Source organism: Pseudaquabacterium terrae, from assembly GCF_013266755.1.
Taxonomy (GTDB): domain Bacteria; phylum Pseudomonadota; class Gammaproteobacteria; order Burkholderiales; family Burkholderiaceae_C; genus Pseudaquabacterium; species Pseudaquabacterium terrae.
On record NZ_JABRWJ010000001.1, the window covers coordinates 1,040,058 to 1,066,634 of the forward strand.

The following is a 26,577-nucleotide window of genomic DNA, read 5'->3' on the forward strand; positions in this document are numbered from 1 at the left end:
CCCTCTCGGCTGGCAGGGGCCAACGCGTCCGTGCTGTCGGACATGTTTACATCACGCAATAGCAGAAGCTCGAATTCACTGACAGATCAATGACTTAGCGTTGCTGGCACCAAACCTGCTCTCGAGGCCGGTCGCCCGGATGGGTATGTGGGAGAACGTGATGCTGTCGAAAAAGATCCTGGCGCTGGCGGCCCTTGCCGCCATCGCGCAATCCGCTCAAGCGGACATCGTCTGGAACTGGTCCTTCGCAGGGGAAACCGGCCAGTTCGTGACCGACGGTACCGGTGGTGGCGCCGGCACCTACAACGTGATCGACTTCTCGGTCACCTCCAGCGCCGTGGGCGGCACGCTCGGCAGCCTGCTCGGCGGCCAGTACACCGACGGCCAGTTCGTGACCGACATGCCGTACTCGTTCGTGTACAACGGCTCGGCCGTCACGCAGTGGCTGCACAGCGGCGCCAACAGCTTCGACTGGCTGACCTTCGACAGCCCGACGTCGTCGATCTCGTACTTCTTCGGCTGGGACTCCGGCAACCTCAACGACCCGACCAAGGCTGCCTGGTGGACCGGCAACGCCGCCGGCCAGCATGGCGCCGCGACGGTGACCGTGACGGTCGCGAACGCCGTGCCGGAGCCGACGCCGCTGGCCCTGCTGGCGCTCGGACTCGCCGGGCTCGCGCTGCAGGCGCGTCGCCGCACCTGAGCCTGTCTCAGGCGCCTGCCGGCCAGCCGAACAGGCAGCTCTCGCCGAACTCGTTGTGCACGCGGCCCTCGGGCCGCAGGCCGATCGACTCGAGCACTCGCGCCGACGCCGCGTTCTCCGGCGCGATCGTCGCCAGCACGCGCGGCAGTCGCAGCACCTCGCGCGCGTGGTGCAGGCAGGCGGCGGCAGCCTCGCGCGCGTAGCCGCTGCCGCGCCAGGCCGGCAGCAGCGCATAGCCGATGTCCGGTGCCGGCAGCGACTCGCGCTGCGTCAGGCCGCACATGCCGATCAGCAGGCCGTCGCTGAGCCGCTCGACGGCCCAGAAGCCGTAGCCCAGGCGCTCGTAGTTCTCGACCAGCTTGTCGCGGATGTAGATGCGCGCGTCCTCGGTGCTGCGGATGCCGCGGTCGCCGATGTTGGCGATCCACGCCGGGTCGGTGAGCAAAGCGTGGATGAAGGCGGCATCGTTCTCGTCGAACTCGCGCAGGCGCAGTCGGGCGGTGGTCAATATCTCCATGACCGCGCATTTTCACGGCGCGGGACAATCGGCGTCCCGCCGCCACCGCATGCCCCGCCGCCGATGAAATTCACCGCCGCCCTCGCCGCCGCCGAACGCCGCCACGATTCGATGCTCTGTGTCGGGCTCGACCCCGAACCCGCGAAGTTCCCCGGCGCCTGGAAGGGCGACGCCGACCGCATCCACGACTTCTGCGCCGCCATCGTCGATGCCACCAAGGACCTGGTGAGCGCCTTCAAGCCGCAGATCGCCTACTTCGCGGCGCAGCGCGCGGAGGACCAGCTCGAGCGGCTGATGGCGCACATCCGCCGCGTCGCGCCCGACGTGCCGGTGATCCTCGACGCCAAGCGCGGCGACATCGGCTCCACCGCCGCGCAGTACGCGCGTGAAGCCTTCGAGCGCTACCAGGCCGACGCGGTGACGCTGTCGCCGTTGATGGGCTTCGATTCGATCGAGCCCTGGCTGCGCTACGACGGCAAGGGCCTGATCCTGCTGTGCCGCACCTCCAACCCGGGCGGCAGCGACCTGCAGGCGCAGAAGCTCGCCGACGGCACGCCGCTGTTCGAGCACATCGCGCAGCTCGCCGCCGGGCCGTGGAACCGCAACGGCCAGCTCGGGCTGGTGGTCGGCGCGACCTATCCCGAGGAAATCGCCCGCGTGCGCGAGATCGCGCCGACGCTGCCGCTGCTGATCCCCGGCGTGGGTGCGCAAGGCGGCGATGCGGCGGCCACGGTGCGCGCCGGCTGGCGCGGCGATGCCGGCGGCACGACCAGCGGGCCGATCATCGTCAACTCGTCGCGCGCGATCCTCTACGCCTCGTCGGGCGCCGACTTCGCCAGCGCCGCCCGCGCCGCGGCCCAGGCCACGCGCCGGCAGCTGGCCGCCGCCCGCTGAGCCCCTAGCGGCGCGAGCGCCGCACCCACTCGATCCCGAGCAGCTCGCCGACGTGCCGCAGCAGCACGTCGAAATCGATCGGCTTGGCGACGAAGGCGCTGGCACCGTTGGCCAGGCTCGCCGCCTGGTCGGCGAGGCTGGCGCTGGCCGACACGGCGATGATCGGCAGCGTCGCGAAGCCGGGCGTCGCGCGCAGTTCCCGCGTCGCCTCCTGCCCGCTCGTGCCGGCCATCACGTTGTCCATCAGGATCAGGTCGGGCCGCTGCGCCAGCGCGCGCTCGATGCCGGCGCGGCCATCGGCCGCCTCGTCGGTGTCGAAGCCCAGCCCCTGCAGCAGCTCGACCACCAGCGCGCGGTTCTCGACCACGTCGTCGATCACCAGCACGCGGCGGCGCTCGCCGCTGTAGGCCACGGTGACGAGCTGCGGTGCCTCGGCGCCCGCACCGCCGCCGGCGATCGGCAGCGACAGCTCGAACCAGAACCGGCTGCCGCCGTCCTCCGCATCGGCGCCCGCCAGCCGGCTGTGAACACGCAGCTCGTCGCCCATCAGTCGCACCAGCTGGCGGCTGATCGCCAGCCCGAGCCCGGTGCCGCCTTCGCGCTGCTGCATGTCGCCGACCTGCTCGAAGGGCAGGAAGATCGCGTCCAGGTGCTGCTCGGCGATGCCCGGGCCGGTGTCGCTGACCTCGAAGCGCAGCCGCGCGCGGCCGGGCAGGTCGGGCCCGTGCTGCACGCGCAGCGCGACCTCGCCGCGGGCGGTGAACTTGACCGCGTTGCCGAGCAGGTTCAGCAGCACCTGCCGCAGCCGCTTGTCGTCGACCTCGACCGCCCGCGGCAGCCCGGGCGCGGCGTCGAAGACGAAGCGCAGGCCCTTCTCCTCGGCCTTCACGCGCACCGCGTCGACGACCTCGGCCAGGCACGGCACCAGCTCGACCGCGCTGGCGTGCAGCTCGAGGCGCCCGGCCTCGACCCGCGACAGGTCGAGGATGTCGTTGATCAGCCGCAGCAGGTGCTCGCCGCTGCTGCGGATGATGCGCAGGTGCGCGGCCTCGCGGCTGCCGACGGATGCCGCCAGCTGCATCAGCTGCGTGAAGCCGAGCACGCCGTTCAGCGGCGTGCGCAGCTCGTGGCTCATGCGGGCGAGGAAGTCGCTCTTGGCGCGGTTGGCGACCTCGGCGCGCTCCTTGGCCGCGGTCAGCTCGGCGGTGCGCTCGTGCACCAGCTCCTCGAGGTGGTCGCGGTGGCGCACCAGCTCGGCCTCGTCGTGCTTGCGCTGCGAGATGTCGCTGGCGAAGGTCTCGATGTACAGCGGCTGGCCGTGCTCGTCGCGCACCAGCCGCGCGTTCATCAGCACCCACAGCGTGCTGCCGTCGCGGCGCCGCAGCTGCACCTCGCGGCCGGCGATGGTGCCCTGCGTCAGCAGCCGCTCCAGCACCGCCGCACGCTCCTGCGGATCGACATAGAGCTGGTGCTTCACGTCGTGCACCGAGGCCAGCAGCTCGTCCACCGAGGCGTAGCCGAGCATCTGCGCGGACGCCGGGTTGGCGCTGAGCACGCGCCCTTCGAGCGAGACGCGCGAGATGCCCTCGAGCGCCCCTTCGACGATGCCGCGGTGCTGCGCCTCGCTGCCGCGCAGCTGCTCGGTGAGCGCGCTGTTGTCGGCGACCGAGCGGCGCAGCTTGGCGGTCATCTCGTTGAGCTTGGCGGCCAGCTGGTGCAGCTCGTGGCGGCCGCGATCCTTCAGCTCGAAGACCTTGTCGCCGAGGTTGTCGATGTTCAGCCCGCCGACGAACTCGCTCAGCTGGCGCAGCGGCTTGCCGAGCCAGCGCTGCACGACGAACAGGAAGATGAACCACAGCGCCGCCGTCTTGATGACCGAGTTGACGAGGATCAGGAAGAAGCCGTACTTGACCTGGTCGAGCACGACCTGCTGGCTCGAATACACGGTCCAGCGGCCGATCGGATGCTGGCGGCCGTTCTCGTCGACGTAGACCACCGCGAAGGTGCGGCTGAACATCTCGCCGAACAGGCCGCCGCGCGGATCGGCCGGCTGCAAGCCGCCGCCGGGTCCGGCGCGCAGCTGGCGACCCTGCGCATCGAGCACCATCCCGGCGGCCTCGATCACCGTGCCCTGCAGGTCCTCGACCTTCACGCCCATCACGATCGGCAGCTCGCGCATGCCCGACAGCAGCCCGCGCAGCACGTCGTAGTTGAAGCGCCACATCGCGTCGGTGATGCCGGGGCCGAAGGTCTGCTGCAGGCTCTCGATCTCCTGCAGCAGGCGCTGCTCGGTGTGGCGGTATTCGGCGGTGAGCTGCACCGCGGTCACGATCACCGTGACCACGAAGTAGGCGCCGAAGATGATGCGCAGCAGCCGGGCGGCGATGGAGTCGATCACTGCTCCGGCTTCACCAGGATTGCGTCGTAGAGCCTGCGGATCTGGCGCACGCCGTCGGCATCCGACCACTGCTCGACCGCCTGCCGGTAGCGCGGCGTCGCTCGCTCGGCGCGCAACACGGCGTCGATCTCGCCGATGACGCGCGCGCCCCACTCGTTCTTCGCGCACAGCACATGGGTCGTGATGTGGTTGGACATCTCCTTGAACGGCAGACCCACCAGCTCGTCGCCGCCCAGGCGCTTGCCGAAGTAGGCGGCGCGGATCGGCAGCTCGATGACGTAATCGAGCCGATCGGCCAGCAGCATCTTCAGCCCGTCGACATAGTCGGAGTGCACCTGCGCCGGCGGATGCTTCTGCAGCAGCCCGTCGATCACCGGGCTGTAGGCGCGCCCGCGCACGACGCCGGTGCGCAGTGCCGGATTGGCCAGCAGCCGCTCCAGCGACAGCTCGCCCAGCGCCTCGAACTCCGCGCGCCGCGGCTTGCGCACCACCAGCTGCGGCGGCAGCCAGAACGACGCCGGCAGCGAGAAGGTCGCGAAGGTCTCGCGCTCGGCCGTCTTGACGAAGCCGGTGGCGCACCAGCGGTTGCCGGAGCGGATCTCGTTCATCACGCGCGGGATCGGCGCCTGCACCTCTTCGTGGTCGTACTGCGTCAGGCGTTCCTTCAGCAGCTGGCGGATGCGGTCCTCGATGCCCTGGTTGCGGTCGGCCCCGGTGGGCATCGAGCCCGGCGCGTTGTCGATCCAGCCCCAGGTGATGACGTCGCGGGCCTGCACCGCGCCGCTGCCGGCAACACCGGCCAACGCCAGCACGCAAACCGGCACCAGCCGTGCCAAACGAGTTCGAGTCATGGACACACCTCGCCGCTTCGTCGCTGCCCGTCCGGTCTCCGGGACCGCTGGGCAAGACGCAAGTGCCGGTCTTGTGGCGGCCGGTCGGTTGCTCCCCCTGGCAGGGCTGCGCGCCGTTACGCCGTCCTGGACTGCGGCAAATCGTAGTCTCGCACCCGGTGAGCCGCAAGCCGGCGCCGGGCCGGCCCCCCCGGGAACGCAGACCGGCGAAACCCGGGCAGCCAGCCTGTGTCATCCCTGCGACACTGCGCGCCGCGACTACGAGAAGTTCACGCGTGCCGCCAGAGACATCCCCCCACCTGGCCTTGCGGGGCGCGATCCTGCGGGCCTTCTTCATCGCCGCCGCCGCGGCCGCCACGGTCGGCTTCCTGAGCCACCTGCTGCGCTCGGACGCGCTGAGCGCCCCCGCCGGCCTGCTCGCCGGCGGCTATGCCGTGCTGGCACTGGGCAGCATGGCGGCGACGCGGCTGTCGCAGCCACAGGCGCAGCGCGCGCTGCTGCCGGTGGCGCTCGGCGCGCTGGTCGTCGTCGGCTCGGCGTCGCTGGCCACCGGTCTCGGGCTGCAGTCGCCCGGCCTCGCCTTCTTCGGCCTGCTCGCGTGCCTGGTCTGCGCCGTCGCCGACGAGCGGCAGGGACCGATGACCGCCGCCGGCGCAGCCGCCGTCGTGGGGGTGCTGACGGCGGCCGAGTGGAGCGGCTTCCTGCCGCCGGCCCCGGACGGCCAGCCGCCGCTCGCCGTGCGCACGGGGGTGCAGCTGGCGGCGGTGGCCATCGGCGCCGGTGCCGGCCAGATGATCCGCCGCCTGGTGCAGGCCCATGGCCACGATGCCGGCGAGCGCGAGCGGCGCTTTCGCGGCCTGCTCGGCATCGCCGCGTCGGCCTACTGGGAAACCGACGCGCAGCTGCGCATGGCGCATGTCTCGCAGCGCGATGCGCACGGCCAGTTCGTCGCGCTGCGCGCGCTGCCGCGGCGGCCGGCCTGGGGCCTGCCGGAGCTGCAGTTCGACGACGAGCTGCTCGACACGCTGCGCGCCGACATGGAAGCGCGCGAGGTGTTCCGCGACGTCGCCGTCGCCTGGCAGCTGCCGGGCGGCGACCTGCGCCACTTCCTGGTCAGCGGCGAGCCGCGCCTGGATGCCGAGGGCCGCTTCATCGGCTACTGGGGCGCCGCGCGCGACATCACCGCCGAACGCCGCGCGCGCGAGGCGCTGCGGGCCACCGAGCTGCGCTACGAGGAGCTGTTCCGCCGCACGCCGTCGCCGCTGGTGCTGCACCGGCAGGGTGTCGTGCTCGATGCGAACGCCGCCGCCGCGGCGCTGTTCGGCTTCGACGCGGCGCGCTCGATGCTCGGCTTCGACCTGACGACGATGCATCCGCCGGGCGACGGCGCGCTGCGCGCGCGCGAGCGCTTCAGCTGCATCACGCGGCTGGCGCCGGGCGAGGCGCTGCCGCCTTTCGACGACGAGATCGTCACCCGCACCGGCATGACGCTGCAGGTCACCGAGACCGCCGTGCGCGCCGATGCCGACGGCGCGCCGGCGACGCTGTCGATCTACGTCGACGAGACCTCGCAGAACGCGGCCGAGCGCGCACTGCGGCGCTCGCAGGCGCTGCTGTCGCAGGTGGTGTCGATGAGCCCGGACGTCATCACGCTGACCGACCTGCAGACCGGCCGCTACGAGATGGTCAACGCCAGCTTCGAGCGGCTGACCGGCTACGCCGACGGCGAGGTGATCGGCCGCAGCGCGCTGGAGATCGGCATCTGGCGCTCGGCCGAGGACCGCCAGCGGCTGATGCAGGCGCTGACGCAGCAGGATGCGGTGCGCGACGTGCCGATCGATTTCGTCACCCGCGACGGCACGGTGGTGCCGCTGCTGGTCTCGGCGGCGCGCTTCGCGCGCGACGGCCGCGTCTACCTGGTGATCAATGCGCGCGATCTCACCGAGGCCACGCGCACGCGGCTGGAGCGCGAGGCGATCCTCGACAACGCGTCGGTCGGCATCGCCTTCACGCGCGAACGCCAGTTCGTGATGGTCAATCCGCACTTCGAGCAGATGTACGGCTGGCCGCCGGGCGAGCTGGTCGGCCAGCCCGGGCGCGTGGTCTGGCCCAGCGACGACGACTACAACGACCTCGGCCGCATCGTCGGCCCGCTGCTGCGGCGCGGCGAGCAGGTCGAGTTCGAGCGCCCATCGATGCGCCGCGACGGCAGCACCTTCACCGTGCGCATGCGGGCCAAGGCGATCGACCCCGACCGGCCGGGCGAGAACGGCACGATCTGGATCGCCGAGAACGTCACCGCACAGCGCCAGGCCGATGCCGCGCTGGCGCGTGCCCGTGACGAGGCCGAAGCGGCGAACCGCGCCAAGAGCGCGTTCCTCGCCAACACCAGCCACGAGATCCGCACGCCGCTGAACGGCCTGGTCGGGCTGGCGCGGCTGGCGCGCATGCCGGACGTCGAGCCGAGCCGCCTGCGCCAGTACCTGGAGCAGATCGGCGCCAGCGCCGAAACGCTGTCGGCGATCATCTCGGACATCCTCGACCTGTCGAAGATCGAGGCCGGCAAGCTCGACGTCGAGAGCAATCCCTTCGACCTGCTGGAGCTGCTGCACTCGCTGCAGCAGGCCTATTCAGCCCTGGCCGACAGCCGCGGGCTCGAGTTCACGGTCGAGATCGATTCCGCGCTGGCGCCGGTGGTGCGCGGCGACGCGTTGCGCGTGCGCCAGATCCTTGCCAACTTCCTGCACAACGCGCTGAAGTTCACCAACCACGGCGCGCTGCGCCTGGTCGTGCGCCGCCTGGTGCAGCGGCCGGCCGACGGCGACGAGGCGGACACGGCGCGCGACCACTCGCTCGACGACTGGGTGCGCTTCGAGGTCCACGACACCGGGGTCGGCATCGATGCCGAGACGCAATCGCGCCTGTTCAAGCCCTTCACGCAGGCCGATGAATCGATCACCCGGCGCTTCGGCGGCACCGGGCTCGGGCTGTCGATCTGCCGCGAGCTGGCCGAGCTGATGGGCGGGCAGGTCGGCGTCGACAGCGGCCCGGGGCGCGGCAGCTGCTTCCATGCCGAGCTGCCGCTGCCGCCGGTCGACGAGCTGGCCGCCGCGTCGGCCCACGGCGCCTTCGAGCACGACCCGCTGCGTGGCGCGCGCGTGCTGCTGGTCGAGGACAACGCGGTCAACATGATGATCGCCGCGGCGATATTGGAGCAGTGGGGCGTGCAGGTCGGCCAGGCCGCCGACGGTCCGCAGGCGCTGGTCGCCGTCGAGCGTGCCGTGGCGGCCGGCCAGCCCTACGACGCGCTGCTGATGGACGTGCAGATGCCCGGCATGAGCGGCTACGAGGCGACACGCCGGCTGCGCGAGCGCTACTCGCTGCTGCAGCTGCCGATCGTCGCGCTGACCGCCGCGGCGCTGACCTCCGAACGCGAGCGCGCGGCCGAGATCGGCATGAACGACTTCCTGACCAAGCCGATCGACGCCAACCGGCTGCGCACGACGCTGCAGCGCGTGCTGGCGGCGGGGGAGCTGGCGCCCGATCTGGGCTAGTGCGCGAAATCAGCGTCAGGCGGAGATGCCGACCTGCAGCGTGCCGACGTAGCCGTCGCTCGTGTTGCCGGTCAGCGTCGCGAGCTGGGTGCTGTAGCCGTCGCTGAAGACGTTGTCGCTGGTGAAGCTGATGCGGCCCAGGTTGCGCAGGCTCGTCGCGTAAGCGCTGGTGTTGTAGACGGTTGTGCAGACATCGGTCGGGAACGCGATCTGCGAGGTCTTCAGCTTGTTCGAGAAGCTGGTCGCCGTGTTCGTGCTGCGGTAGATCTCGAAGTGCATGTGCGGCATGCGCCCGTCGTAGCAGCCGGGGAAGATGGTCTGGAACACCGCCACGCCGTCGCTGCCGGTGGCCTGCACGCCGCGCAGGTAGTTCTGGTTGGCGACGCTGGCCGAGTACATCGAGTAGTTGCCGTCGCGATCGCAGTGCCACAGGTAGATCGCATGACCGGCCAGCGATGCGCACGAGGCACCGGTGTTGACAACCTGGATGCGCATCGTCAGCGGGATGCCCGCGGCCGTGCCGGTGGCGCCGGCGATGCTGGAACGGATGTCGCTGCGCACGATGCCCGACAGCATCAACGCATTGGCGACGCCGCCGTTGCTCGAGTTCGAGCCGTCGCCGGGGTAGGGGCCGGCCGTCTCCTCGGGAATCACCGAGCAGCTGGTGGTGCCGGTGCCGGTCGAGGTTCCGGTGCCGATGGACGTCCCCGTGCCCGTGCCTGTGCCCGTCGTCGTCGTGGCCGTGCTGTCATCGCCGCCACCGCCGCAGCCGGCGAGCAGCAGCCCGGCGGCCGCGCCGCCGCCGGCCAGCCAGCGCAGCGCGCGGCGGCGGTCTGCGGCCTGGCGGATCAGCAGCGGAAGGTCGGTGGCGAGGCCGCCGTCGTGGGCGTGGTGGTCGTCGTGCAAGCGCATGGGGTCCTGGGGCTGGCTGAAGCGGCGTCGCCGCGATGCCTGCACTGTGCACAAGCGCCGTTGCTCGACTTCGTGGCCCGTGTGTCGGCCCGGACACAAACGGCGCGACGACGTGACTCAGCCCACCGGAAGCACCAGCCGCGCGCGCAGCCCGCCGCCGGGCCGGTTGGCCAGCACCAGCCGGCCGCCGTCGCGCTCGGCCAGCTCGCGGGCGATCGCCAGGCCGAGGCCATGGCCAAGTCGCGGGCCGTCTTCGGGTCCAGGCGCCAGCTGCACCCAGGGCTCGAAGACGCGCTCGAGCTGCTCGGGCGGAATGCCCGGGCCGTCGTCGTCGACCAGCAGCTCGACGAAGCCGCCGACGCCGGCCTGGGCGCTCAAGCGCGCCGAGCCGCCATGGCGCAGCGCGTTGTGCACGAGATTGACGAGGCCGCGCCGCAAGGCGGCCGGCCGCGCGCTAACACGCAACAGGGGCGGCAGCGTGTCGTCGAGCGTCACCGGCTCGCCCTGCTCGGCGAAGTCGTCGGCCAGCGCCTGCAGCAGCGCGAGGGCATCGATCGGCTGCGGCGCGCTGCCGGCGCGCTGCTCGCGCAGCACGGCCAGCGTGTCGTCGAGCAGCGCATCGATCTCGTCGATGTCGCGCGCGGCGGCAGCGCGCTGCGCCTCGGGCAGCGGCTCCAGGCGCAGGCGCAAGCGCGTCAAGGGCGTGCGCAGGTCGTGCGAAGTCGCCGCCAGCTGCAGGCCGCGGGCGTCGAACTGCTCGCGCAGCCGCACGGCCATGCGGTTGAAAACCCGCGCGGTCTCGCGCATCTCGGCGCTGCCGCGGCGTTCATCCAGCACCGGCAGCGGTTCGCCGCGCGCCAGGCCGGCTTCCAGCGCCGTCGATGCGCCGGCCAGGCGGCGCATCGGTGCAGCCAGCCACCGCGCGCCGAGCGCGGCCCCGAAGGCGATCACCAGGGCCCGCAGGCCGTAGTCGAGCCACAGCATCGCCGGCGGAAGCGATGGCGGCCCATCGCCCCGTGGTTGGCCCGGCGGCTCGCCGGGCGGGGGAGCTGGCGGCGGCGGCATGTCCGATCGCTGTGGCGGGGGTGGCGGCGGCATCGCGCCGCGCGGTTGCTCGAACGGCGGCCCCGGCGGCAGCGAGGTCAGGATCGGCAGCCGCGCCACGTCGGCCGCCCGGCCAGGCGCAACCTGGCCCATCACGACGGCATAGGCGACCAGGTGAGCGGCCACGAGGATCACCCACAACAGCACGAACAGCCGCAGGAACAGCGTGTCGAGGCGGCGCCAGCTCATGCCGCGCTCACCGTCCCATCGAACAGGTAACCCTCGCCACGCAGCGTGCGGATCAGCGGCGTGCCGGTCACCGCGAGCTTGCCGCGCAGCCGCGACACCGCCAGGTCGATGCTGCGGCCGGCGGCCTCGGTGCCCGGGCTGCGCGTCAGCTCCAGCAGCCGCTCGCGCGTCAACACCTGGCCGGCATGCTCGACGAAGGCGCTCAAGAGGCGGAACTCGGCGGCCGACAGCGCCACCAGCAGCCCGTCGGGCGCGTGCAGCTGGCGCTCGAGCCGGTCGAAGCGCCAGCCGGCGAACTGCAGCTCCGTGCCTGCGGCGGCGGCCACCGCGCGGCCGCGCCGCAGCACGGCACGGATGCGCGCCACCAGCTCGCGCGGCTCGAAGGGTTTCGGCAGGTAGTCGTCGGCGCCGATCTCGAGCCCGAGCACGCGTGAGATCGGATCGCCCTGCGCGGTCAGCATGATCACCGGCAGCGCCGGGCGCCGCTGCTTGATCCAGCGGCACAGCGCGAGGCCGTCGTCGTCGGGCAGCATCAGGTCGAGCAGCAGCAGATCGACCTCGGCATCCACCGCGCAGCGCCGGAACGACGCGCCGTCGGCCAGCGCCTCGACGCTGATGCCGTGCTGCTGCAGGAAATCGACCAGCAGCGTGCGGATCGCGGCGTCGTCGTCGACCAGCAGGCAGCGTGTCATCCCCGAAGTGTCGCGCCTTTGGAAATCGAAGGCCGATCAGGCGCGCCGCAGTGCCGCCACCGACAGGCCCGCGCCGACGAAGGCGAGGCCGGCGCCGATGTTCAGGCCGGCGACCGCACGCGGGCGTTCACGCAGCCAGTTCGACAGCCGCGCGGCGAACACGCCCATCAGCGCGAAGCCCAGCGCCGTCCACAGCGCGAACCACGCGCCGTAGACCAGCATCTGCGCCGTCACCGAGCCGCGCGCCGGGTCGACGAACTGCGGGATGAAGGCCAGCGCGAAGAGCCCCGGCTTCGGGTTCAGCGATCCCGACAGCAGCCCGGTCAGCAGAATGCGGCGCAGCGGCTGGCGCTCGGCCGGCGCGAAGCTGATCAGCCCGCGCGTGCGCAGCACCTTCACGCCCAGCCACACCAGGTAGGCCGCACCGAGCAGCTTGACGAGCCAGAAAGCCAGCGCCGAGGTTTGCATCAGTGCCGTCAGCCCGCAGGTCGCGGCCAGCGCATGCAGCATCGTCGCGGCGCCGGAGGCCAGCGCCGATGCCACCGCCGCGCGCCGGCCCTGGCTCAGGCCGCGGCCGATCGCCAGCAAGTTGTCGGGGCCGGGCGCCAGCACCAGCAGCACGCAGGCCAGCGTGTAGGCGAGCCAGATGTCGACGGGAAACACGATGCACGCTCCTTGGGGGATAGGGAATGGGCGCGATGCTCGCCGCGAACTGGTCTGCCCGTAAGATCCAGTTCGATGTCGAAATCGAGGTCCAGTGACCAGCCCGAGCTGCCGATCAAACTGCTGCGCGGCAGCGGCGGTCCGTTGCACCTGCAGCTCGAGCAGGCCCTGCGCGACGCGATCCGCGGCGGCCGGCTGCGCCAGGGCAGCGCGCTGCCGTCGACGCGCACGCTGGCCGCGGATCTCGGCGTGGCGCGCGGCGTGGTCGTCGAGGCCTACGAGCAGCTCGCGGCCGAAGGCTTTCTCGCGACGCGCCGCGGCGCCGCGACGACGGTCGCCGCCGGCCGCATCGAGACCGCACCGCTGCAGCGTGCCGCGGTGGCGCCGACCTGGGCCTTCGACTTCAAGCCGGGCGTGCCGGACCTGCGCCTGTTCCCGTTCACGCGCTGGAGCCGCAGCGCGCGCCGCGTGCTTCGCGGCCTGACGCCGCCAGCGCTCGGCTACGGCGACGCCCGCGGCACGCCCGAGCTGCGCACGGGCCTGGCCGACTACCTCGGCCGCGTGCGGCAGGTGCGCTGCGATGTCTCGCAGGTGCTGGTCTGCAGCGGCTTCGCGCAAGGCCTGGGGCTGGTCGCCAAGGCGCTGGCCCGGCACGGCGTGCGGCGATTCGGCATCGAAGACCCGACGCACCCCGACCAGCAGCATGCGATCAGCGCGGCCGGGCTGCAGGCCGTGCACATTCCCGTCGACGAGCAGGGCTTGCGGGTCGACCTGCTCGAGGCCAGCCGCGCCGAGGCGGTGCTGGTCACGCCGGCCCACCAGTTCCCGACCGGCGCGGTGCTGTCGGCGGCCCGCCGCCAGCAGCTGGCGGCCTGGGCGACGGCGCGCGGCGGCTGGATCGTCGAGGACGACTACGACGCCGAGTACCGCTACGACCGCGAGCCGATCGGCGCGCTGCAGTCGCTGGCCCCGTCACGGGTGATCTACGCCGGCTCGGCGAGCAAGATCCTGGCGCCGGCGCTGCGGCTGGGCTGGATCGTCGCGCCGCCGCCGCTGGGCGACACGCTGGCCGAGCTCAAGCGCCTGTCGGACATGGGCACGCCGCTCATCGAGCAGCTGGCCTATGCCGACTTCCTCGCCGGCGGCGAGCTCGACCGGCACCTGCGCCGCATGCGCGCGGTGTACCGCGCGCGCCGCGACGCGGTGATCGATGCGCTGGCCCAGGACTTCCCCGGCTGGCTGCCGCACGGCATCGCGGCCGGTCTGCACCTGCTGGCCTGGCTGCCGGCGCGCACCAAGGAGGCGGCGCTGGTCGACGCGGCGGCGCGGCGCGGCATCCGCGTGCTGCCGCTGGCGGGTTATTGCACGCAGCACCGGCTGCCGCCGGCGCTGGTGCTCGGTTACGCCGGGCTCAACGAGGGCGAGATCCGGCGCGCGTTCGCGCGGCTGGCAAAAGCTAACTCGTAAAGCGCGCGGCCACCGTCGATCGGCGCCGACGCTTCAGTCCAGCGCCACTTCCGTGCGCACGGTGCCGGCCCGATCCGCACTCGCCGTCAACGCCAGGTGCGTGCCGCGCGGCGCCTTGACGACCCACTCGGCGACCGCGCGATCGGCGGTGATCTCCTTGTTCGGCAGGAAGGCCTGCAGCGAGCTCTTCGGCGCATGGCCGTCGAGCTGCGGGCCGACCGTGCGCTGCTTGCCCGAGATCAGCGCGACGCCCGGCGGCAGGTGCAGCTCGAAGACCACGCCGCGCGCGGTCTTGCGCTCGATCGCGCGCTTGGTGACGTTGGACGGCAGGTAGCCGGCGTTGGCGACCGCGAAGCGCACGCGCCAGGTGTCGGGGCCGAGCGCGCGCACCTCCGTGCGCAGCACCTCGAGCTTCGGCAGCGACAGCGCCAGCTGCGTCAGCCAGGCCGGAAAGCGCGCCGCCTCGCGCTCACGCAGGTGCGGCGGCGGGTTGCGCCAGTAGTTCAGGCGGTCCCAGCCGCCGAGCTCGACCATGCCGAGCTGCGGATGGCGGTACGGGTACCACGTCACGTGCGCGTTACCGCCGCACTGTTCGTCGCTCCACTTCAGCAGCTTCAGGTCGTCCTCGACCGGGTGCTCGCGGTACCAGTGGATCCAGTCGTAGTCGGTGATGCCGGCTTCCTTGTTCGGTGCCCAGATCTCGACGGTCCAGAACAGCGCGCCCAGGTGCTCGTAGACCCAGTCCTGCGTGCCGGTGATGATTTCCTTCGGGTGGTACTTGAAGTCGTGGTAGATGCTGATCGCCGGGTAGCCGGTGAGCTTCTCGCCGAGCGCCGACAGCCGCTTGTAGACCCACAGGTCCTCGGGCGTCATGTCGTCGTCGCTCTGCGTGCCCATCGGCCGCAGGATCACGCCCGAGTGGGTGTGGAAGCTGACCGCCGCGCCGATGTTCGGATGCTGCGTGATGAAGGCGACCATCGCGCGCACCTCGGGCTCGCTGGTCGGGTACGGGCCGGCGCCCATCTGCTCGTACTCCTGCCGCCAGTACGACGGGAAGTTGCGATTCAGGTCCAGCCCTTCGCGGTTCGGATTGACGCTGATCTGCAGGCCGTCGAAGTGCGTCAGCGTGCCCTCGGGCATCACGCGGTAGTACTGGCCGCCGAATTCGCCCGGCTCGCGCGGCACCATCAGCCGCGCATCGTCGGGGTGGCACTTCCACGGCCCGTGCGGATCGGGCAAACGCATGTGCAGCACGCGGCCGTCGCCGTCGACGTCCTCGACCGTCAGCCCTTCGACCGGGTCCTCGTCGAACGGGTAGGGCCGCGTCGACGAGCGGATGTAGCGCGGCTTGTCGGCCAGCGCGAGCTCGGCGCCGTCGGGGTTCAGGCGCGGGCAGATGTAGATCGCGCGGGTGTCGAGCAGGTGCGTGATCTGCGCCTCCTTGCCGTAGCCGTTGACCAGCTGGTGCAGCCAGTACAGGCAGGCGGTGGACGCGGTCAGCTCGCCGGCGTGGATGTTGCCGTCGACCCAGAAAGCGGGTTTGTCGCGGTCGGTGCCGGTGGCGGCGCTGGTCAGCGTGACCAGCCAGATGTCGCGGCCTTCGTGGCTCTTGCCGATCGATTCGAGCGTGACCAGCTCGGGACGCGCGGCGGCATAGTCCTGCAGCAGCTGGCCGAGCTCGGCGTGGCGGTAGAAGGTGTCGAAGCGGGGAACGGGCAACGCGGGCATGGGTGGCATGGGCATGGCGGGCGAAGCTGCCGAGTGTCGCGCACATCACGCCCCTCGTCCGCGGGGTACCGCGGCCGCTCCGCCGGGCGGTCATGAGGCAAGCTTGGGCCTGGCGGCCTCCGGTGTTCGCCTTGGGAACGGCCCGACGGCTCACTGGCCCTTGAACCGCCCCTGGAAGTGCCGCGACACCGGCAGCTTCTCCGGCCGGCCGTGCAGGCTGAGCTGCATCGTGCCCTCGTCGATGCGCAGCGCCGCGGCGATGTGGTGGTGGTTGACGATCACCGAGCGGTGCACCTGCCAGAAACGCTGCGCGTCGAGCTGCGCCAGCAGCTCCTTCAGCGGCGTGCGGATCAGCGCCTCGCCGCCTTCGTGCACGACGCGGGTGTAGCGCGCGTCGGACTCGAAATAGACCACGGACTCGATGCGGATCAGCCGCACCTCCTTGCCGACGCCGGCCTGGATCACCTCCAGCGGGGCCGGCCGGCGCACCTGCGCCGACAGCTGCGCGAGCAGCGCCTGCAGCGCCACCGCGTCTGCGGCGGCCGGCGGCGCGGGCAGCGCCAGCCGCGCCTGCACGCGCTGCAGCGCCTGCGCGAGCCGCTCGTCATCGACGGGCTTGAGCACGTAGTCGACCGCGCCGGCATCGAAGGCCGCCAGCGCATGGTCGCCGTGCGCGGTGACGAAGACCACCTGCGCGCGACCGGCGATGCGCTCGGCGACCTCGATGCCGGTCAGGCCGGGCATGCGGATGTCGAGCAGGCACAGCGCCGGCTCGTGCTCGAGGAAGGCGTCCCAGGCGTCGACGCCATTGACCGCCTCGGCGACGATCTGCAGCCCGGGCCAGCGCCGCTGCAGCGCGGCCCGCAGCTGCGCGCGCGGGGCTTCTTCGTCGTCGGCGATCAGGGCGGTGATGCGGTTCATCTCGGTGCGTCAGTTGACAACGGAAGTCGCCGGCAGCTCGAGCCGGGCACAGGTGCCGCCCGCGGGCTGCGGCAGCAGCGTGAGCCGCGCCGCCTCGCCCCAGGCCTGCGCGAGGCGGGCGCGTGAGTTGCTCAGGCCGAGCCCTTCGTCGAGCCGCGCCGGCAGCCCGGCGCCGCTGTCGCGCACCTCGACGACGACACGCTCGCCGTCGCGGCGCGCGGTGATCTGCACCTCGGCGCCGGCGATGCTCGGGCCCACGCCGTGCTCGACGGCGTTCTCGACCAAGGTCAGCAGCAGCCCCGGCGGCAGCGGCTGCGCGCGCGCCGCGGCATCGGCGTGGATCACGAAGCGCAGCCGCTCGCCGAGCCGCGCCTGCATCACCTCGAGGTAGCGCGCGGCGGCATCGAGCTCCTCGCCGAGCGTCAGCCGCTCGCGCTTGAACAACGGCAGCGTGGCGCGCAGGTAGCCGGTCAGCGATTGCAGCAGGCTCGACGCGCGCGGATCGCCGGCGTCGACCCAGTGCTGCAGCGAGGCCAGCGAGTTGAACAGGAAGTGCGGCTGGATCTGCGCGGTGGCCAGCTGGCGCGCCATGTCGATCGCCTGCTCGCGCTCGGCGAGCTCGCGCAGGCGGGCGTCGATCTGGTGCCCGCGGTAGAGGGTGACGAACAGGAAGCCGACGGTGCAGCCGAGCAGCACGATGAAGGTGGTGTTGATGAACCAGCGCAGCGACGGATCGCCCGCGAGCCGCCACTTCAGCGCCATGATCAGCAGTGTGCAGACCACGCCGGCCCCGACCGACGCCAGCGCGAGCCGGCGCCGCGTCGGCCGGCGCCACAGCGCGAGCGCCACGTGCCAGGCCGGCCACAGCAGGCCGACCAGCAGCGCGAGCAGGCGTGGCATTTGTTGCGCCGGCCAGACCTGCAGCAGGCCCTGCACGACCAGCGCGACATTGATCAGCACCACCACGACCAGCGTGCGGCTCGGCCGGTCGCCGCCGGCGCGCGCCAGCTCGGCGTCGCTGAAGACCCGTGTCGGGCCCGGGTACCAGAGCTGGCTCCAGTCGATGCGGTCAGTGCTCATTTGCGCTCCCTGCGACGCTGCGCTCCTCGTCGTCGATCGTCAGTCGGGCCACGGTGCCCTGTGCCGCCGCGCGCAGTTCGAGCCGCGCCCGCGCGCCGAAGCGGTGCTGCAGCCGCAGCCGCGAATTGGTCAGCCCGACGCCGTCGTGCCAGGCCGCCGCCAGCCCGGCGCCGTCGTCGGCGATCGTCAGCTCGAATCTGCCGTCGCTGCGCCGCGCGCGCAACGTGATGCAGCCCGGTCGCAGCAGCGGCGCGATGCCGTGCTCGACAGCGTTTTCCAGCAAGGTCAACAGCAGCGCGGGCGGCAGCGGCTGGACGCGGCAATCGTCGGCAACGTCGAACCGGTAGCGCAGCCGCTCACCGAAACGCGAGGCCATGATGCCGAGGTAGTGCTCGGCCAGCGGCAGCTCGTCGGCCAGCGTGATCTGCTCGCGCAGCATCAGCTCGGTCGAGCCGCGCAGGAAGTTCGTCAGCGAGCGCAGCAGCGGCGCGGCGCGCTGGTCTCCGGTATCGACCCAGTGCTGCAGCGCGGCCAGCGTGTTGAACAGGAAGTGCGGCTGGATCTGCGCCTGCAGCAGCTTCAGCCGCGCCTCGGCGGCATGGCGCGCGGCGGCGTCACGCTCCGCTTCGAGCTGCGAACGCAGCAGCGCGCGCTGGATCTGCGCGCGCCGCCCGGAGGCCACGGCCCACAGCAGCAGCAGCAAGGCCATGCCGGCGAGCAGCTGCGCCGGCGTGGCGCGCCACAGCGCACGCGCGAGGCGCCCGGCGCCCTCCGGCACGCCGGCGTCCCACAGCCCGGCGAAGATGCCGCCGAGTGCGCCGGCATAGGTCGCCAGCACCATCAGCAGCGCCGCACTGCGCAGCCGGCGGCCATCGAACTTCTCCGGCTGCAGCCAGGCGCGGCGCATCGCCAGGCCGCTGCCGATGACGAACAGCAGCGCGACCGACACCGACCAGTGCAGCGGCAGCCCCGACGCCTGCAAGCCGAGCACGGTGGCCGACAGGCTCGCCGACACGCCGAGCCACAAGCCGATGCCCCCCTGGACCAGGCGCCGGTCGAGCGCCTCGGCCTCGGCACGCAGCTCGGGGCCGAGATCGCCGTACCACCAGCGGGCGAAGCGCGCGGCGGCGGCGCGCGGCAGCGGCGTGGGCGGGGGGGCGTGCAGCATCGGCGTCAGTCTAGGTGGCGGCGTCGCGGCACCGGCGCAGCGCCGGGCGAAACGCCGGTTCGGTGGCATCAGCGGCCACCGGCGCGGCTCAGTCGGTGGTGCGCCCGCCGACGAAGACGCGCAGCTCACCCGGCGCGAAGGCCGTCCACGGCTCGTCACGCGTCAGCGGCTCGGTGGCGATCACCGCGACGCGGTCGGTCGGCTGCGTCAGCGCGCCGAAGTCGACCGAGAGGTCCTCGTCGGCCAGGTGCGCGGCGCTGAACGGGTGGCGGCGCTCGAGCCAGTACAGCGCCGTCGTCGCATGCGCCCACAGCGCCTGGCCGTTCGACAGCAGCAGGTTGAAGGTGCCGTGGCGGGCGATCGTCGGCAGCAGCTCGCGCAGCGTGCAGGTCAGCTCAGGCGTCGACGGCACGCTGGCATGCGCCTTCGCCAGCTCCTGCATCAGCCAGCAGAAGGCACGCTCGCTGTCGGTTGAACCGACGGCGCGGAAGGCGCCGTGCAAGCGCGGATCGAAGCCCTTCAGGTCGCCGTTGTGCGCGAACACCCAGTAGCGGCCCCACAGCTCGCGCATGAACGGATGCGTGTTCTCCAGCGCGATGTGCCCCTGCGTCGCCTTGCGGATGTGGGCGATGACGTTGTCGCTCTTGATCGGATAGCGGCGCACCATCTCGGCCACCGGCGACACCAGCGCCGAGTGCGGGTCGACGAACAGGCGCACGCCGCGGTCTTCGAAGAAGGCAATGCCGAAGCCGTCCTTGTGCTCGGCGGCGCGGGTGGCCAGGCCGGTGAACGAGAACATCACGTCGGTCGGCGTGTTGGCGTTCATTCCGAGCAGCTGGCACATGTCGGTGACGCTTTCTCAGGGGATCGGCAGGAAGAGTTTGGTCAGGCCACGCAGGCTGACCAGGTGGCCAGGGTTGCCGGTCTCTTCCAGCACGCCTTCCATGCGGCGCAGGATGCGCGGGCTGTGGTTTGCTCGCCAGATCAGCAGGTCGGCCAGCCACGGATGGTCGTTGACGCGGTTGGCGCGCTCGTAGAGGTCGAAACGCGGCTTCAGCGCGGCGATGCTGGTTTGATAACGTGCCATCAGCGCGTCATCGATGTCATCCGCCAGCAGCGCATCGGCGGCCAGCAGGCCCGTCTCCAGCGCCTTGCCGATGCCCTCGCCGGTGAAGGCATAGGTGCTGCCAGCGGCCTCGCCGGTGACCAGCAGCCCGGGCCGCGCGAGCTTCGCGCCGTCGAGCGAGCAGCGCAGCGGCGCGCCCTTCATCGCGCCCAGCCACGTGCCACCGGCCAGCAGCTCGCGCGCCGGCGCGTAGACCTCGGCGAAGGCGGCGAACATCTCGCGCAGGTTGACGTCGGCCATCGTCGCGTGGCCGTCGGAGCCCTTGGCGTGGCTGTGCGCCAGGCCGACGCCGACGTTGAAGGTGTCGTCCGGGCACGGGAAGATCCAGCCGTAGCCCTTGCGCAGGCGCTTGTGCCAGACCACCTCCAGCGCCTCGATGCGGCCGCGCATCGCCGGGTTGTGCACATAGCCGCGCAGGGCGATGCCGCTGGGCGTCTGGCGCTCGCACATGCCGGCGGCCAGCAGCGCCTGCGGCACGGCGCCGGTGGCCAGGACGGTCCAGCGTGCATGGAGCGCGCGGCGCTGATCGCCCTGCTTCAGGCGCGCACCGATCACCCGGCCACCGTCTTCGAGCGGCGCCTCGAAGCGCCACGGCGCGAAGAAACATGCGCCGGAGCGTTCGGCGCCGCGCTTGACGATGTCGTCGAGCATGCGCCGCGGCAGCACCGCCAGCCGCCCCGGCACGTCGATGCGGCCGCCGCGCGGGCCGATGCAGCCGACATGGCGCGCGCTGCGCGCCGCGGCCATCACCTCGCCGGCCAGCCCGAGGCGCTGCAGCGCGCGATGCGCATCGGGGATCAGCCCGTCGCCGCAGACCTTGTCGCGCGGAAAGGCTTGCGCGTCGACCAGCACGACGTCGCGCCCGGCGCGCGCCAGCGCGGTCGCGCAGGCGCTGCCGGCCGGGCCGGCGCCGACGACCAGCACATCGCAGCTCTCGGGCAAGGCGGGCGGGCTCATTGCGCCAAATTGTAGGCAGCGGTCCGGCACGATCCGCTTCGTCGGTTTTCGAATAAGCAAACGCCGAATGGGTCGTTCGGCCCGGCAGCCGGGCTGCCTAGCATCGCGCTTTTCGTCGACTGTGTGCCGATGCTGCTGTCCCGTGCCCTGCTGCGCCGCCATTCCGTGTTGCCCGGTTTCGACCTGGCGCTGGGGCTGACGCTGACCTATCTGTGCCTGGTGGTGCTGGTGCCGCTGTCGGCCGCGTTCCTGAAGACCGCGACGATGAGCTGGCCGGCGTTCTGGGATGCCGTCGCTTCGCCGCGGGTGGTCGCCAGCTACCGCTTAAGCTTCGGCGCCTCGCTGCTGGCGGCGCTGGCCAACGCCGTCTTCGGTCTGGTGATCGCCTGGGTGCTGGTGCGCTACGAGTTCCCGTTCAAGCGCATCGTCGATGCGCTGGTCGACCTGCCGTTCGCGCTGCCCACTGCCGTGGCCGGCATCACGCTGACCGCGCTGTACGCGCAGAACGGCTGGATCGGCCAGTGGCTGCCGGTCAAGATCAGCTTCACGCCCATCGGCGTCTTCGTCGCGCTGCTGTTCATCGGCCTGCCTTTCGTCGTGCGCACGCTGCAGCCGGTGCTGGAGGACCTGTCGAGCGAATACGAGGAAGCCGCGGCGATCCTCGGCGCCAACCGCTGGCAGACCTTTCGCCGCGTGATCCTGCCGATCGTGCTGCCTGCCCTGATCACCGGTTTTGCGCTGGCCTTCGCACGCGCGCTCGGTGAATACGGCAGCGTGATCTTCATCGCCGGCAACCTGCCGATGGTCAGCGAGATCACGCCGCTCTTGATCATCACCAAGCTCGAGCAGTACGACTACACCGGCGCGACGGCGATCGCCGTCGTGATGCTGGCGGCGAGCTTTCTGATGCTGCTGGTGATCAATGCGCTGCAGGGCTGGGCGCGGCGGCGGCAAGGACAAGGATGAACACCGTCGCCCTCTCTCGGCCCGTCGCATCGGCGACCGATGGCCGCTCCCTTTCGCCGTCAGCGATGCGGCACCCGACCGCCGAGCCGGCGTGGGTGCGGCGCCTGCTGATCGGCATCGCGCTCGCCTTCCTGACGCTGTTCCTGTTCCTGCCGCTGGCCGCCGTCTTCTTCGAGGCCTTCAAGAAGGGCGTCGGGGTCTACCTGGCCGCGATCACCGAGCCCGACGCCTGGGAGGCCGTGAAGCTGACGCTGATCGCCGCCGGGATCAGCGTGCCGCTGAACGCGATCTTCGGCGTCGCCGCGGCCTGGTGCATCGCGAAGTTCGACTTCAAGGGCAAGAGCCTGCTGCTGACGCTGATCGACCTGCCCTTCTCGGTCAGCCCGGTGATCGCGGGCCTGATCTACGTGCTGGTGTTCGGCCTGCAGGGCTGGTTCGGCGAGTGGCTGCGCGACCACGACCTGAAGATCATCTTCGCGGTGCCGGGCATCGTGCTGGCGACGCTGTTCGTCACCTTCCCGTTCGTCGCGCGCGAGCTGATCCCGCTGATGCAGGCGCAAGGGCGCGAGCAGGAGGAAGCCGCCACCGTGCTCGGCGCCTCGGGCTGGCAGCTGTTCCGCCGCATCACGCTGCCGAACATCAAGTGGGCGCTGCTCTACGGCGTGATCCTGTGCAACGCGCGGGCGATGGGCGAGTTCGGCGCCGTCAGCGTGGTCTCGGGCCACATCCGCGGCCAGACCAATACGCTGCCGCTGCACATCGAGATCCTCTACAACGAATACCAGTTCGCCGCCGCCTTCGCGGTCGCGTCGCTGCTCGCGTTGCTGGCGCTGGTGACGCTGGTGCTCAAGCTCGCGGTCGAGCGGCGCGTGCAGCAGCAGATGAAGGCGGCGAAGGCCGAGGTGAAGACATGAGCATAGAAGTTCGGGACCTCAACAAGCGCTATGGCCACCTGAAGGTCTGCGACAACCTGAACCTGACCGTCGAGTCGGGCGAGCTGGTGGCGCTGCTCGGGCCCTCGGGCTCCGGCAAGACCACGCTGCTGCGCATCATCGCGGGGCTCGACGTGCCCGACAGCGGCCAGGTGCTGTTCCACGGCGAGGACGCCACCTCGTCGAGCGCGCGCGAGCGCCGCGTCGGCTTCGTGTTCCAGCACTACGCGCTGTTCCCGCAGATGAACATCTTCGAGAACGTCGCCTTCGGGCTGCGCGTGCGGCCGAAGGACACGCGGCCGAGCGATGCGCAGATCAAGGCCAAGGTGATGGAGCTGCTGAAGCTGGTGCAGCTGGACTGGTTGGCCGATCGTTACCCGCACCAGCTCTCGGGCGGCCAGCGCCAGCGCATCGCGCTGGCCCGCGCGCTGGCCGTCGAGCCGAAGGTGCTGCTGCTCGACGAGCCCTTCGGCGCGCTCGACGCCAAGGTGCGCAAGGAATTGCGCCGCTGGCTGCGCCGCCTGCACGACGAGATGCACGTGACCAGCGTCTTCGTCACGCACGACCAGGACGAGGCGATGGAAGTGTCCGACCGCATCGTCGTGATGAACGAGGGCCGCATCGAGCAGGTGGGCTCCCCCGACGAGGTCTACGACAAGCCGGCCTCACCCTTCGTGCTGCAGTTCCTCGGCGACGTCAACCTGTTCCACGGCCGCAGCGAAGCGCTGTACGTGCGCCCGCACGAGCTCGACATCGTCGAGCACGCCGGCGACGGCACCTGGAGCGCGACGCTGGCGCAGGTGCTGACGCTGGGCCCGGTGACGCGGCTGGAGCTCAAGCGCGACGACGAAGGCACTGTCGATGTCGAGCTGCCGCGTGCGCGCTGGCTGCAGCTGCGCGATACGCTGCAGCTCGCGCCCGGCCAGCGCGTGCACCTGCAGCCGCGCCGCGTGACGCGCTTCAGCGAGCCGGTGGATGATCCGGCGGCGTTGATCTGAGCGGTTGAGCTCACCAGGTTGTAGGACGTCCACCCCACCCCTTGAAGCTCTGATTCGCCGCACCCCTAGCAGCGGAATGAGCCTCGAACCGCCAAGAGCGACAAAGGGCTGCGCTCTGCAAGCGCAGCCCCTCGCGAGCTGTCCCCCACCGCACGACCGTTGATCGCGTTCGACCTGGTCTCGCCCGGCCATTCCACTCGACGCCGATTGCTGCCGGCTACCCGCCTCCCTTGCTCAGCCAGTAGGCCGCCGCTATTCCGAGAACCATCAAACTCGCGCCGTGGACAAGATCCCCGACGGCGAGCACATACACCCCATGCGCGCTCACATCGAGCCCCGCTGTGACGCCGATCGCTCGTGCGATCTGGCGCCGCATGCGCGACCGGATCTGATGCCTTTCGGCATCTGACCGGCACTCTAGCCACATCGCCTGATGATCCTCGATGATCTGCAGGATGTGGCTGTGCGACAGGACAACCCGTAGTGGGCCGCATCGCTGTGCCAGTCTTTTTATCCGGTCACCCGGGGGCCCGAGCTCGCGCTCTGGGTCCTTCTGCGAAGGTGGTGTCATCCGTGGTCTCCTCTGGATCACTGAAATGACGTACCGACGCCGGGTGAGGACGCCACAAGACTCGTCTTAGTGCAGTTCCCTGTACGTCGACGGTCGCCTCTTCGCGGGTCACCAGCCCGCGCTGTCCGGCCAACCGGCCGAGCAAGGTGTACAGCGATGCATCGCTGAGTTCGTCGTTCATGGACCTTGCGATCTCCGGTACGGTTGCCGGGCGACGCAGGTGCACAAGTGCGCGAAGTGCCTTCACTTCGGCAGGAGGAACGAGAACACCATCGATGATCGCGGCAAGTGTCTTTGCCATTCGAAGTGCCCTTGTGTGAGTCGAATACAGCGGCATGCGGCCTTGCCAGTCTCTCCCCGGCCGGCGCGCAATTTAGCTGGCGCTGAGTCGACATTCCTTACCTTTCGTTGATTGAGGCGTGAGTCACGCCTCCTTTCCGGCCGCGATGGCCCAGTCGTGGGCTACCGGCCTCGGGCGAGAGCGAATGCAGGTTGCTGGGTTCGACATGACGATCTCCTTGATCAAGTTGCGACTCAGTAATTTGGAAGTCTTGCAGTTCTGCGGAGGCACCACCCCCCGCATGTCTAGTATGACTAGACAACTTGTCTAGGTCAAGTCGTAGTGACGACATCGGTGCTTTGCCCCAGGATGCCAGCCGCCGTCAGGCAATCAACGATCGCGGCGGCCGGCGCTGAACCCACGGCTGCGCCGCCTCGAGCTGCCCCGCCAGCCGAAACAGCGTCGCCTCGTCGCCGAAGCGGCCGACGAACTGCACGCCGATCGGCAGGCCGGCGGCGTTCCAGTGCAGCGGCACCGACATCGCCGGCTGGCCGGTGCCGTTGAAGACCGCGGTGTACGGGATGAAGTCGAAGGCCTTGTCGGCGATCTGGCGGAAGGCGCCGAACTTGCGCAGCAGCCACGGCGAGCCGATCGCGCCGAGGAACTCGATCTGCCGCTGCTCGGCGGGCGTCGGCTTCAAGGCACCGATCAGCGGCGGCGGCGTCGCCAGCGTCGGCGTCAGCAGCACGTCGATCGATTCGAACAGTGCGCCGACGCGCCGGCCGGTCAGCTGGATCGTGCGCTGCGCATTGATCACCTCGTCGCCGCTGACGGCGCGGCCGAGCAGTCCGAGCGCCCAGGTCGTCGCCTCGTAGTCCTGGCGCCGTGCGCGCTGCTTCAGCGCGTGGGCAATGGTCTCGATCTCGCCGCGTACATTGGCCGCCAGCACCTGCAGGAAGGCCATCGCGAAGGCTTCACCGTTCACCGGCACGCGCGTCTCGATGACCTCGTGGCCGAGCGAGCGCAGCAGCGCCGCGCTGCGCGTCACCGCCTCCAGGCAGTCGGGATTCACCGCCGCATGGCCGAGCCAGGGCTCCGTCGACACGCCGATGCGCAGTCGATCGGGCGCGGTGCTGACCTCGTCGACGAACGCGCGCGCCTGCGACGGCGCGGCGCAAGGCGGCCCGCTGTCGGCGCCGGCCACCGCGTCGAGCAGCGCGGCGCTGTCGCGCACCGTGCGCGTCAGGCCGTGTTCGATCGCCAGCCCGCTCCACAGCTCGCCCAGGTCCGGGCCGCTCGGCACGCGGCCGCGCGTCGGCTTCAGGCCGAACAGGCCGCAGCACGAGGCCGGGATGCGGATCGAGCCGCCGCCGTCGCCGCCGGTCGCCAGCGGCACGAAACCCGCCGCCACCGCCGCGGCCGAGCCGCCGCTGGAGCCGCCCGCGGTGCGCGTGGTGTCCCAGGGGTTGCGCGTCGGGCCGGTCAGCTCGGGCTCGGTGAACGGCGTCAGGCCGAACTCCGGCGTATTGGTCTTGCCGACGATCAGCGCGCCGGTCGCGCGCAACCGGCGGATGAATTCGCTGTCGTGCGTGGCCACCGGCAGCGAACGCTGCAGCAGCCGGTTGCCATGCCAGGTCGGCAGCCCTTCGACGGTGGCGAGCAGGTCCTTGACCAGCACCGGCACGCCGGCGAACACGCCGTCGCGCTCGCGGCCGGCAGCGCGGCGCTTGGCGAGCGCCGATGTCGCGTAGTCACGGCAGTCGGCGATCACCGCGTTCAACGCCGGGTTGCCGGCGTCGATGCGGCGCGCGGCAGCGTCGATCAGCGTCTGGGGGTCCACCTCGCCGCTGCGCACCAGCGCGGCCAGGCCCAGGGCATCGTGTTGTTCGTATTCGTCGGGCGTCAT

The 26,577-nt window shown here is 71.2% G+C and carries 23 protein-coding genes; 8 read left to right on the plus strand and 15 right to left on the minus strand.

All coding sequences use genetic code 11. The annotated features are described in order from the left end of the window. Window positions 1–160: 160 nt before the first annotated feature. Entirely contained in the window at window positions 161–703 is a 543-nt protein-coding gene (locus tag HLB44_RS04805) for a PEP-CTERM sorting domain-containing protein (RefSeq protein ID WP_173121102.1), read from the plus strand. A gap of 7 nt (window positions 704–710) precedes the next feature. On the opposite strand, the gene HLB44_RS04810 is transcribed toward HLB44_RS04805, so the two are convergent. Further along, complete coding sequence (locus tag HLB44_RS04810; RefSeq protein ID WP_173121104.1) at window positions 711–1,220, minus strand: GNAT family N-acetyltransferase; 510 nt, start codon at window positions 1,218–1,220, stop codon at window positions 711–713. A 63-nt stretch (window positions 1,221–1,283) separates the two neighbouring features. Between HLB44_RS04810 and pyrF the strand changes: the two genes are divergently transcribed. Further along, the gene (gene pyrF / locus HLB44_RS04815; RefSeq protein WP_173121106.1) at window positions 1,284–2,114 is read left to right on the plus strand and encodes an orotidine-5'-phosphate decarboxylase; all 831 of its coding nucleotides are present in this window, start codon (window positions 1,284–1,286) and stop codon (window positions 2,112–2,114) included. 4 nt (window positions 2,115–2,118) lie between these two features. Here the strand turns inward: pyrF and HLB44_RS04820 are convergent, their stop codons facing one another. Beyond that, on the minus strand, window positions 2,119–4,512 hold the full coding sequence (locus HLB44_RS04820; protein WP_173121108.1) for an ATP-binding protein: 2,394 nt from the start codon (window positions 4,510–4,512) through the stop codon (window positions 2,119–2,121). Further along, window positions 4,509–5,363, minus strand: a complete 855-nt coding sequence (locus HLB44_RS04825; protein WP_173121110.1) for a TIGR02285 family protein — start codon at window positions 5,361–5,363, stop codon at window positions 4,509–4,511. Before HLB44_RS04825 ends, HLB44_RS04820 begins: the two co-directional genes overlap by 4 nt. Window positions 5,364–5,638: 275 nt before the next feature. Here HLB44_RS04825 and HLB44_RS04830 point away from each other — a divergent pair, with 275 nt between their 5' ends. After that, window positions 5,639–8,917 (plus strand): PAS domain S-box protein, encoded by a 3,279-nt coding sequence (locus tag HLB44_RS04830; RefSeq protein WP_173121112.1) that lies wholly within the window; start codon window positions 5,639–5,641, stop codon window positions 8,915–8,917. A gap of 15 nt (window positions 8,918–8,932) precedes the next feature. On the opposite strand, the gene HLB44_RS04835 is transcribed toward HLB44_RS04830, so the two are convergent. From HLB44_RS04835 to HLB44_RS04850, 4 genes are all read right to left on the minus strand, one after another. Continuing rightward, window positions 8,933–9,829, minus strand: coding sequence for a dioxygenase family protein (locus HLB44_RS04835; protein ID WP_173121114.1), 897 nt, complete (start codon window positions 9,827–9,829; stop codon window positions 8,933–8,935). 117 nt (window positions 9,830–9,946) lie between these two features. Then, window positions 9,947–11,122, minus strand: coding sequence for an ATP-binding protein (locus HLB44_RS04840; RefSeq protein WP_173121116.1), 1,176 nt, complete (start codon window positions 11,120–11,122; stop codon window positions 9,947–9,949). Then, window positions 11,119–11,814, minus strand: a complete 696-nt coding sequence (locus tag HLB44_RS04845; protein ID WP_173121118.1) for a response regulator — start codon at window positions 11,812–11,814, stop codon at window positions 11,119–11,121. Before HLB44_RS04845 ends, HLB44_RS04840 begins: the two co-directional genes overlap by 4 nt. Before the next feature lie 36 nt (window positions 11,815–11,850). Next, window positions 11,851–12,477 carry a LysE family transporter gene (locus HLB44_RS04850; protein WP_173121120.1) on the minus strand — a complete coding sequence of 209 codons (627 nt, stop codon included), beginning with the start codon at window positions 12,475–12,477 and terminating at the stop codon, window positions 11,851–11,853. Window positions 12,478–12,552: 75 nt separating this feature from the next. Here HLB44_RS04850 and pdxR point away from each other — a divergent pair, with 75 nt between their 5' ends. Further along, window positions 12,553–13,944, plus strand: a complete 1,392-nt coding sequence (pdxR, locus tag HLB44_RS04855; protein WP_173121122.1) for a MocR-like pyridoxine biosynthesis transcription factor PdxR — start codon at window positions 12,553–12,555, stop codon at window positions 13,942–13,944. A gap of 33 nt (window positions 13,945–13,977) precedes the next feature. Here the strand turns inward: pdxR and HLB44_RS04860 are convergent, their stop codons facing one another. The 6 genes from HLB44_RS04860 to HLB44_RS04885 all read right to left on the minus strand — a co-directional run bounded on the left by HLB44_RS04860 (window position 13,978) and on the right by HLB44_RS04885 (window position 20,924). After that, the gene (locus HLB44_RS04860; protein WP_173121124.1) at window positions 13,978–15,672 is read right to left on the minus strand and encodes a M14 family metallopeptidase; all 1,695 of its coding nucleotides are present in this window, start codon (window positions 15,670–15,672) and stop codon (window positions 13,978–13,980) included. A gap of 150 nt (window positions 15,673–15,822) precedes the next feature. Further along, entirely contained in the window at window positions 15,823–16,593 is a 771-nt protein-coding gene (locus tag HLB44_RS04865) for a LytR/AlgR family response regulator transcription factor (protein ID WP_173121126.1), read from the minus strand. 9 nt (window positions 16,594–16,602) lie between these two features. After that, entirely contained in the window at window positions 16,603–17,673 is a 1,071-nt protein-coding gene (locus HLB44_RS04870) for a sensor histidine kinase (protein WP_173121128.1), read from the minus strand. Then, the gene (locus tag HLB44_RS04875; protein ID WP_173121130.1) at window positions 17,663–18,841 is read right to left on the minus strand and encodes a sensor histidine kinase; all 1,179 of its coding nucleotides are present in this window, start codon (window positions 18,839–18,841) and stop codon (window positions 17,663–17,665) included. The genes HLB44_RS04870 and HLB44_RS04875 overlap by 11 nt, the downstream gene beginning before the upstream one ends. 88 nt (window positions 18,842–18,929) lie before the next feature. After that, window positions 18,930–19,685: a class II glutamine amidotransferase gene (locus HLB44_RS04880; RefSeq protein WP_173121132.1), complete on the minus strand. Its 756-nt coding sequence runs from the start codon at window positions 19,683–19,685 to the stop codon at window positions 18,930–18,932. 15 nt (window positions 19,686–19,700) lie between these two features. Beyond that, window positions 19,701–20,924, minus strand: coding sequence for an NAD(P)/FAD-dependent oxidoreductase (locus tag HLB44_RS04885; protein ID WP_173121134.1), 1,224 nt, complete (start codon window positions 20,922–20,924; stop codon window positions 19,701–19,703). Window positions 20,925–21,053: 129 nt separating this feature from the next. On the opposite strand from HLB44_RS04885, the gene cysT reads away from it, so the two are divergent. The 4 genes from cysT (at window position 21,054) to HLB44_RS37745 (ending at window position 24,229) form a co-directional block, all read left to right on the plus strand. Next, complete coding sequence (gene cysT / locus HLB44_RS04890) at window positions 21,054–21,890, plus strand: sulfate ABC transporter permease subunit CysT (protein WP_173121136.1); 837 nt, start codon at window positions 21,054–21,056, stop codon at window positions 21,888–21,890. 65 nt (window positions 21,891–21,955) lie between these two features. Further along, a complete protein-coding gene (cysW, locus tag HLB44_RS04895) occupies window positions 21,956–22,804 on the plus strand; it encodes a sulfate ABC transporter permease subunit CysW (protein WP_246312034.1) in 849 nt (282 codons plus the stop codon). Further along, window positions 22,801–23,820, plus strand: a complete 1,020-nt coding sequence (locus HLB44_RS04900) for a sulfate/molybdate ABC transporter ATP-binding protein (RefSeq protein ID WP_173121140.1) — start codon at window positions 22,801–22,803, stop codon at window positions 23,818–23,820. The genes cysW and HLB44_RS04900 overlap by 4 nt, the downstream gene beginning before the upstream one ends. 280 nt (window positions 23,821–24,100) lie before the next feature. Then, window positions 24,101–24,229 carry a hypothetical protein gene (locus HLB44_RS37745; RefSeq protein ID WP_281375108.1) on the plus strand — a complete coding sequence of 43 codons (129 nt, stop codon included), beginning with the start codon at window positions 24,101–24,103 and terminating at the stop codon, window positions 24,227–24,229. 109 nt (window positions 24,230–24,338) lie between these two features. Here HLB44_RS37745 and HLB44_RS04905 read toward each other — a convergent pair whose 3' ends face one another. After that, window positions 24,339–24,692: a hypothetical protein gene (locus HLB44_RS04905; RefSeq protein ID WP_173121142.1), complete on the minus strand. Its 354-nt coding sequence runs from the start codon at window positions 24,690–24,692 to the stop codon at window positions 24,339–24,341. A gap of 361 nt (window positions 24,693–25,053) precedes the next feature. Continuing rightward, window positions 25,054–26,577 carry an amidase gene (locus HLB44_RS04910; RefSeq protein WP_173121144.1) on the minus strand — a complete coding sequence of 508 codons (1,524 nt, stop codon included), beginning with the start codon at window positions 26,575–26,577 and terminating at the stop codon, window positions 25,054–25,056.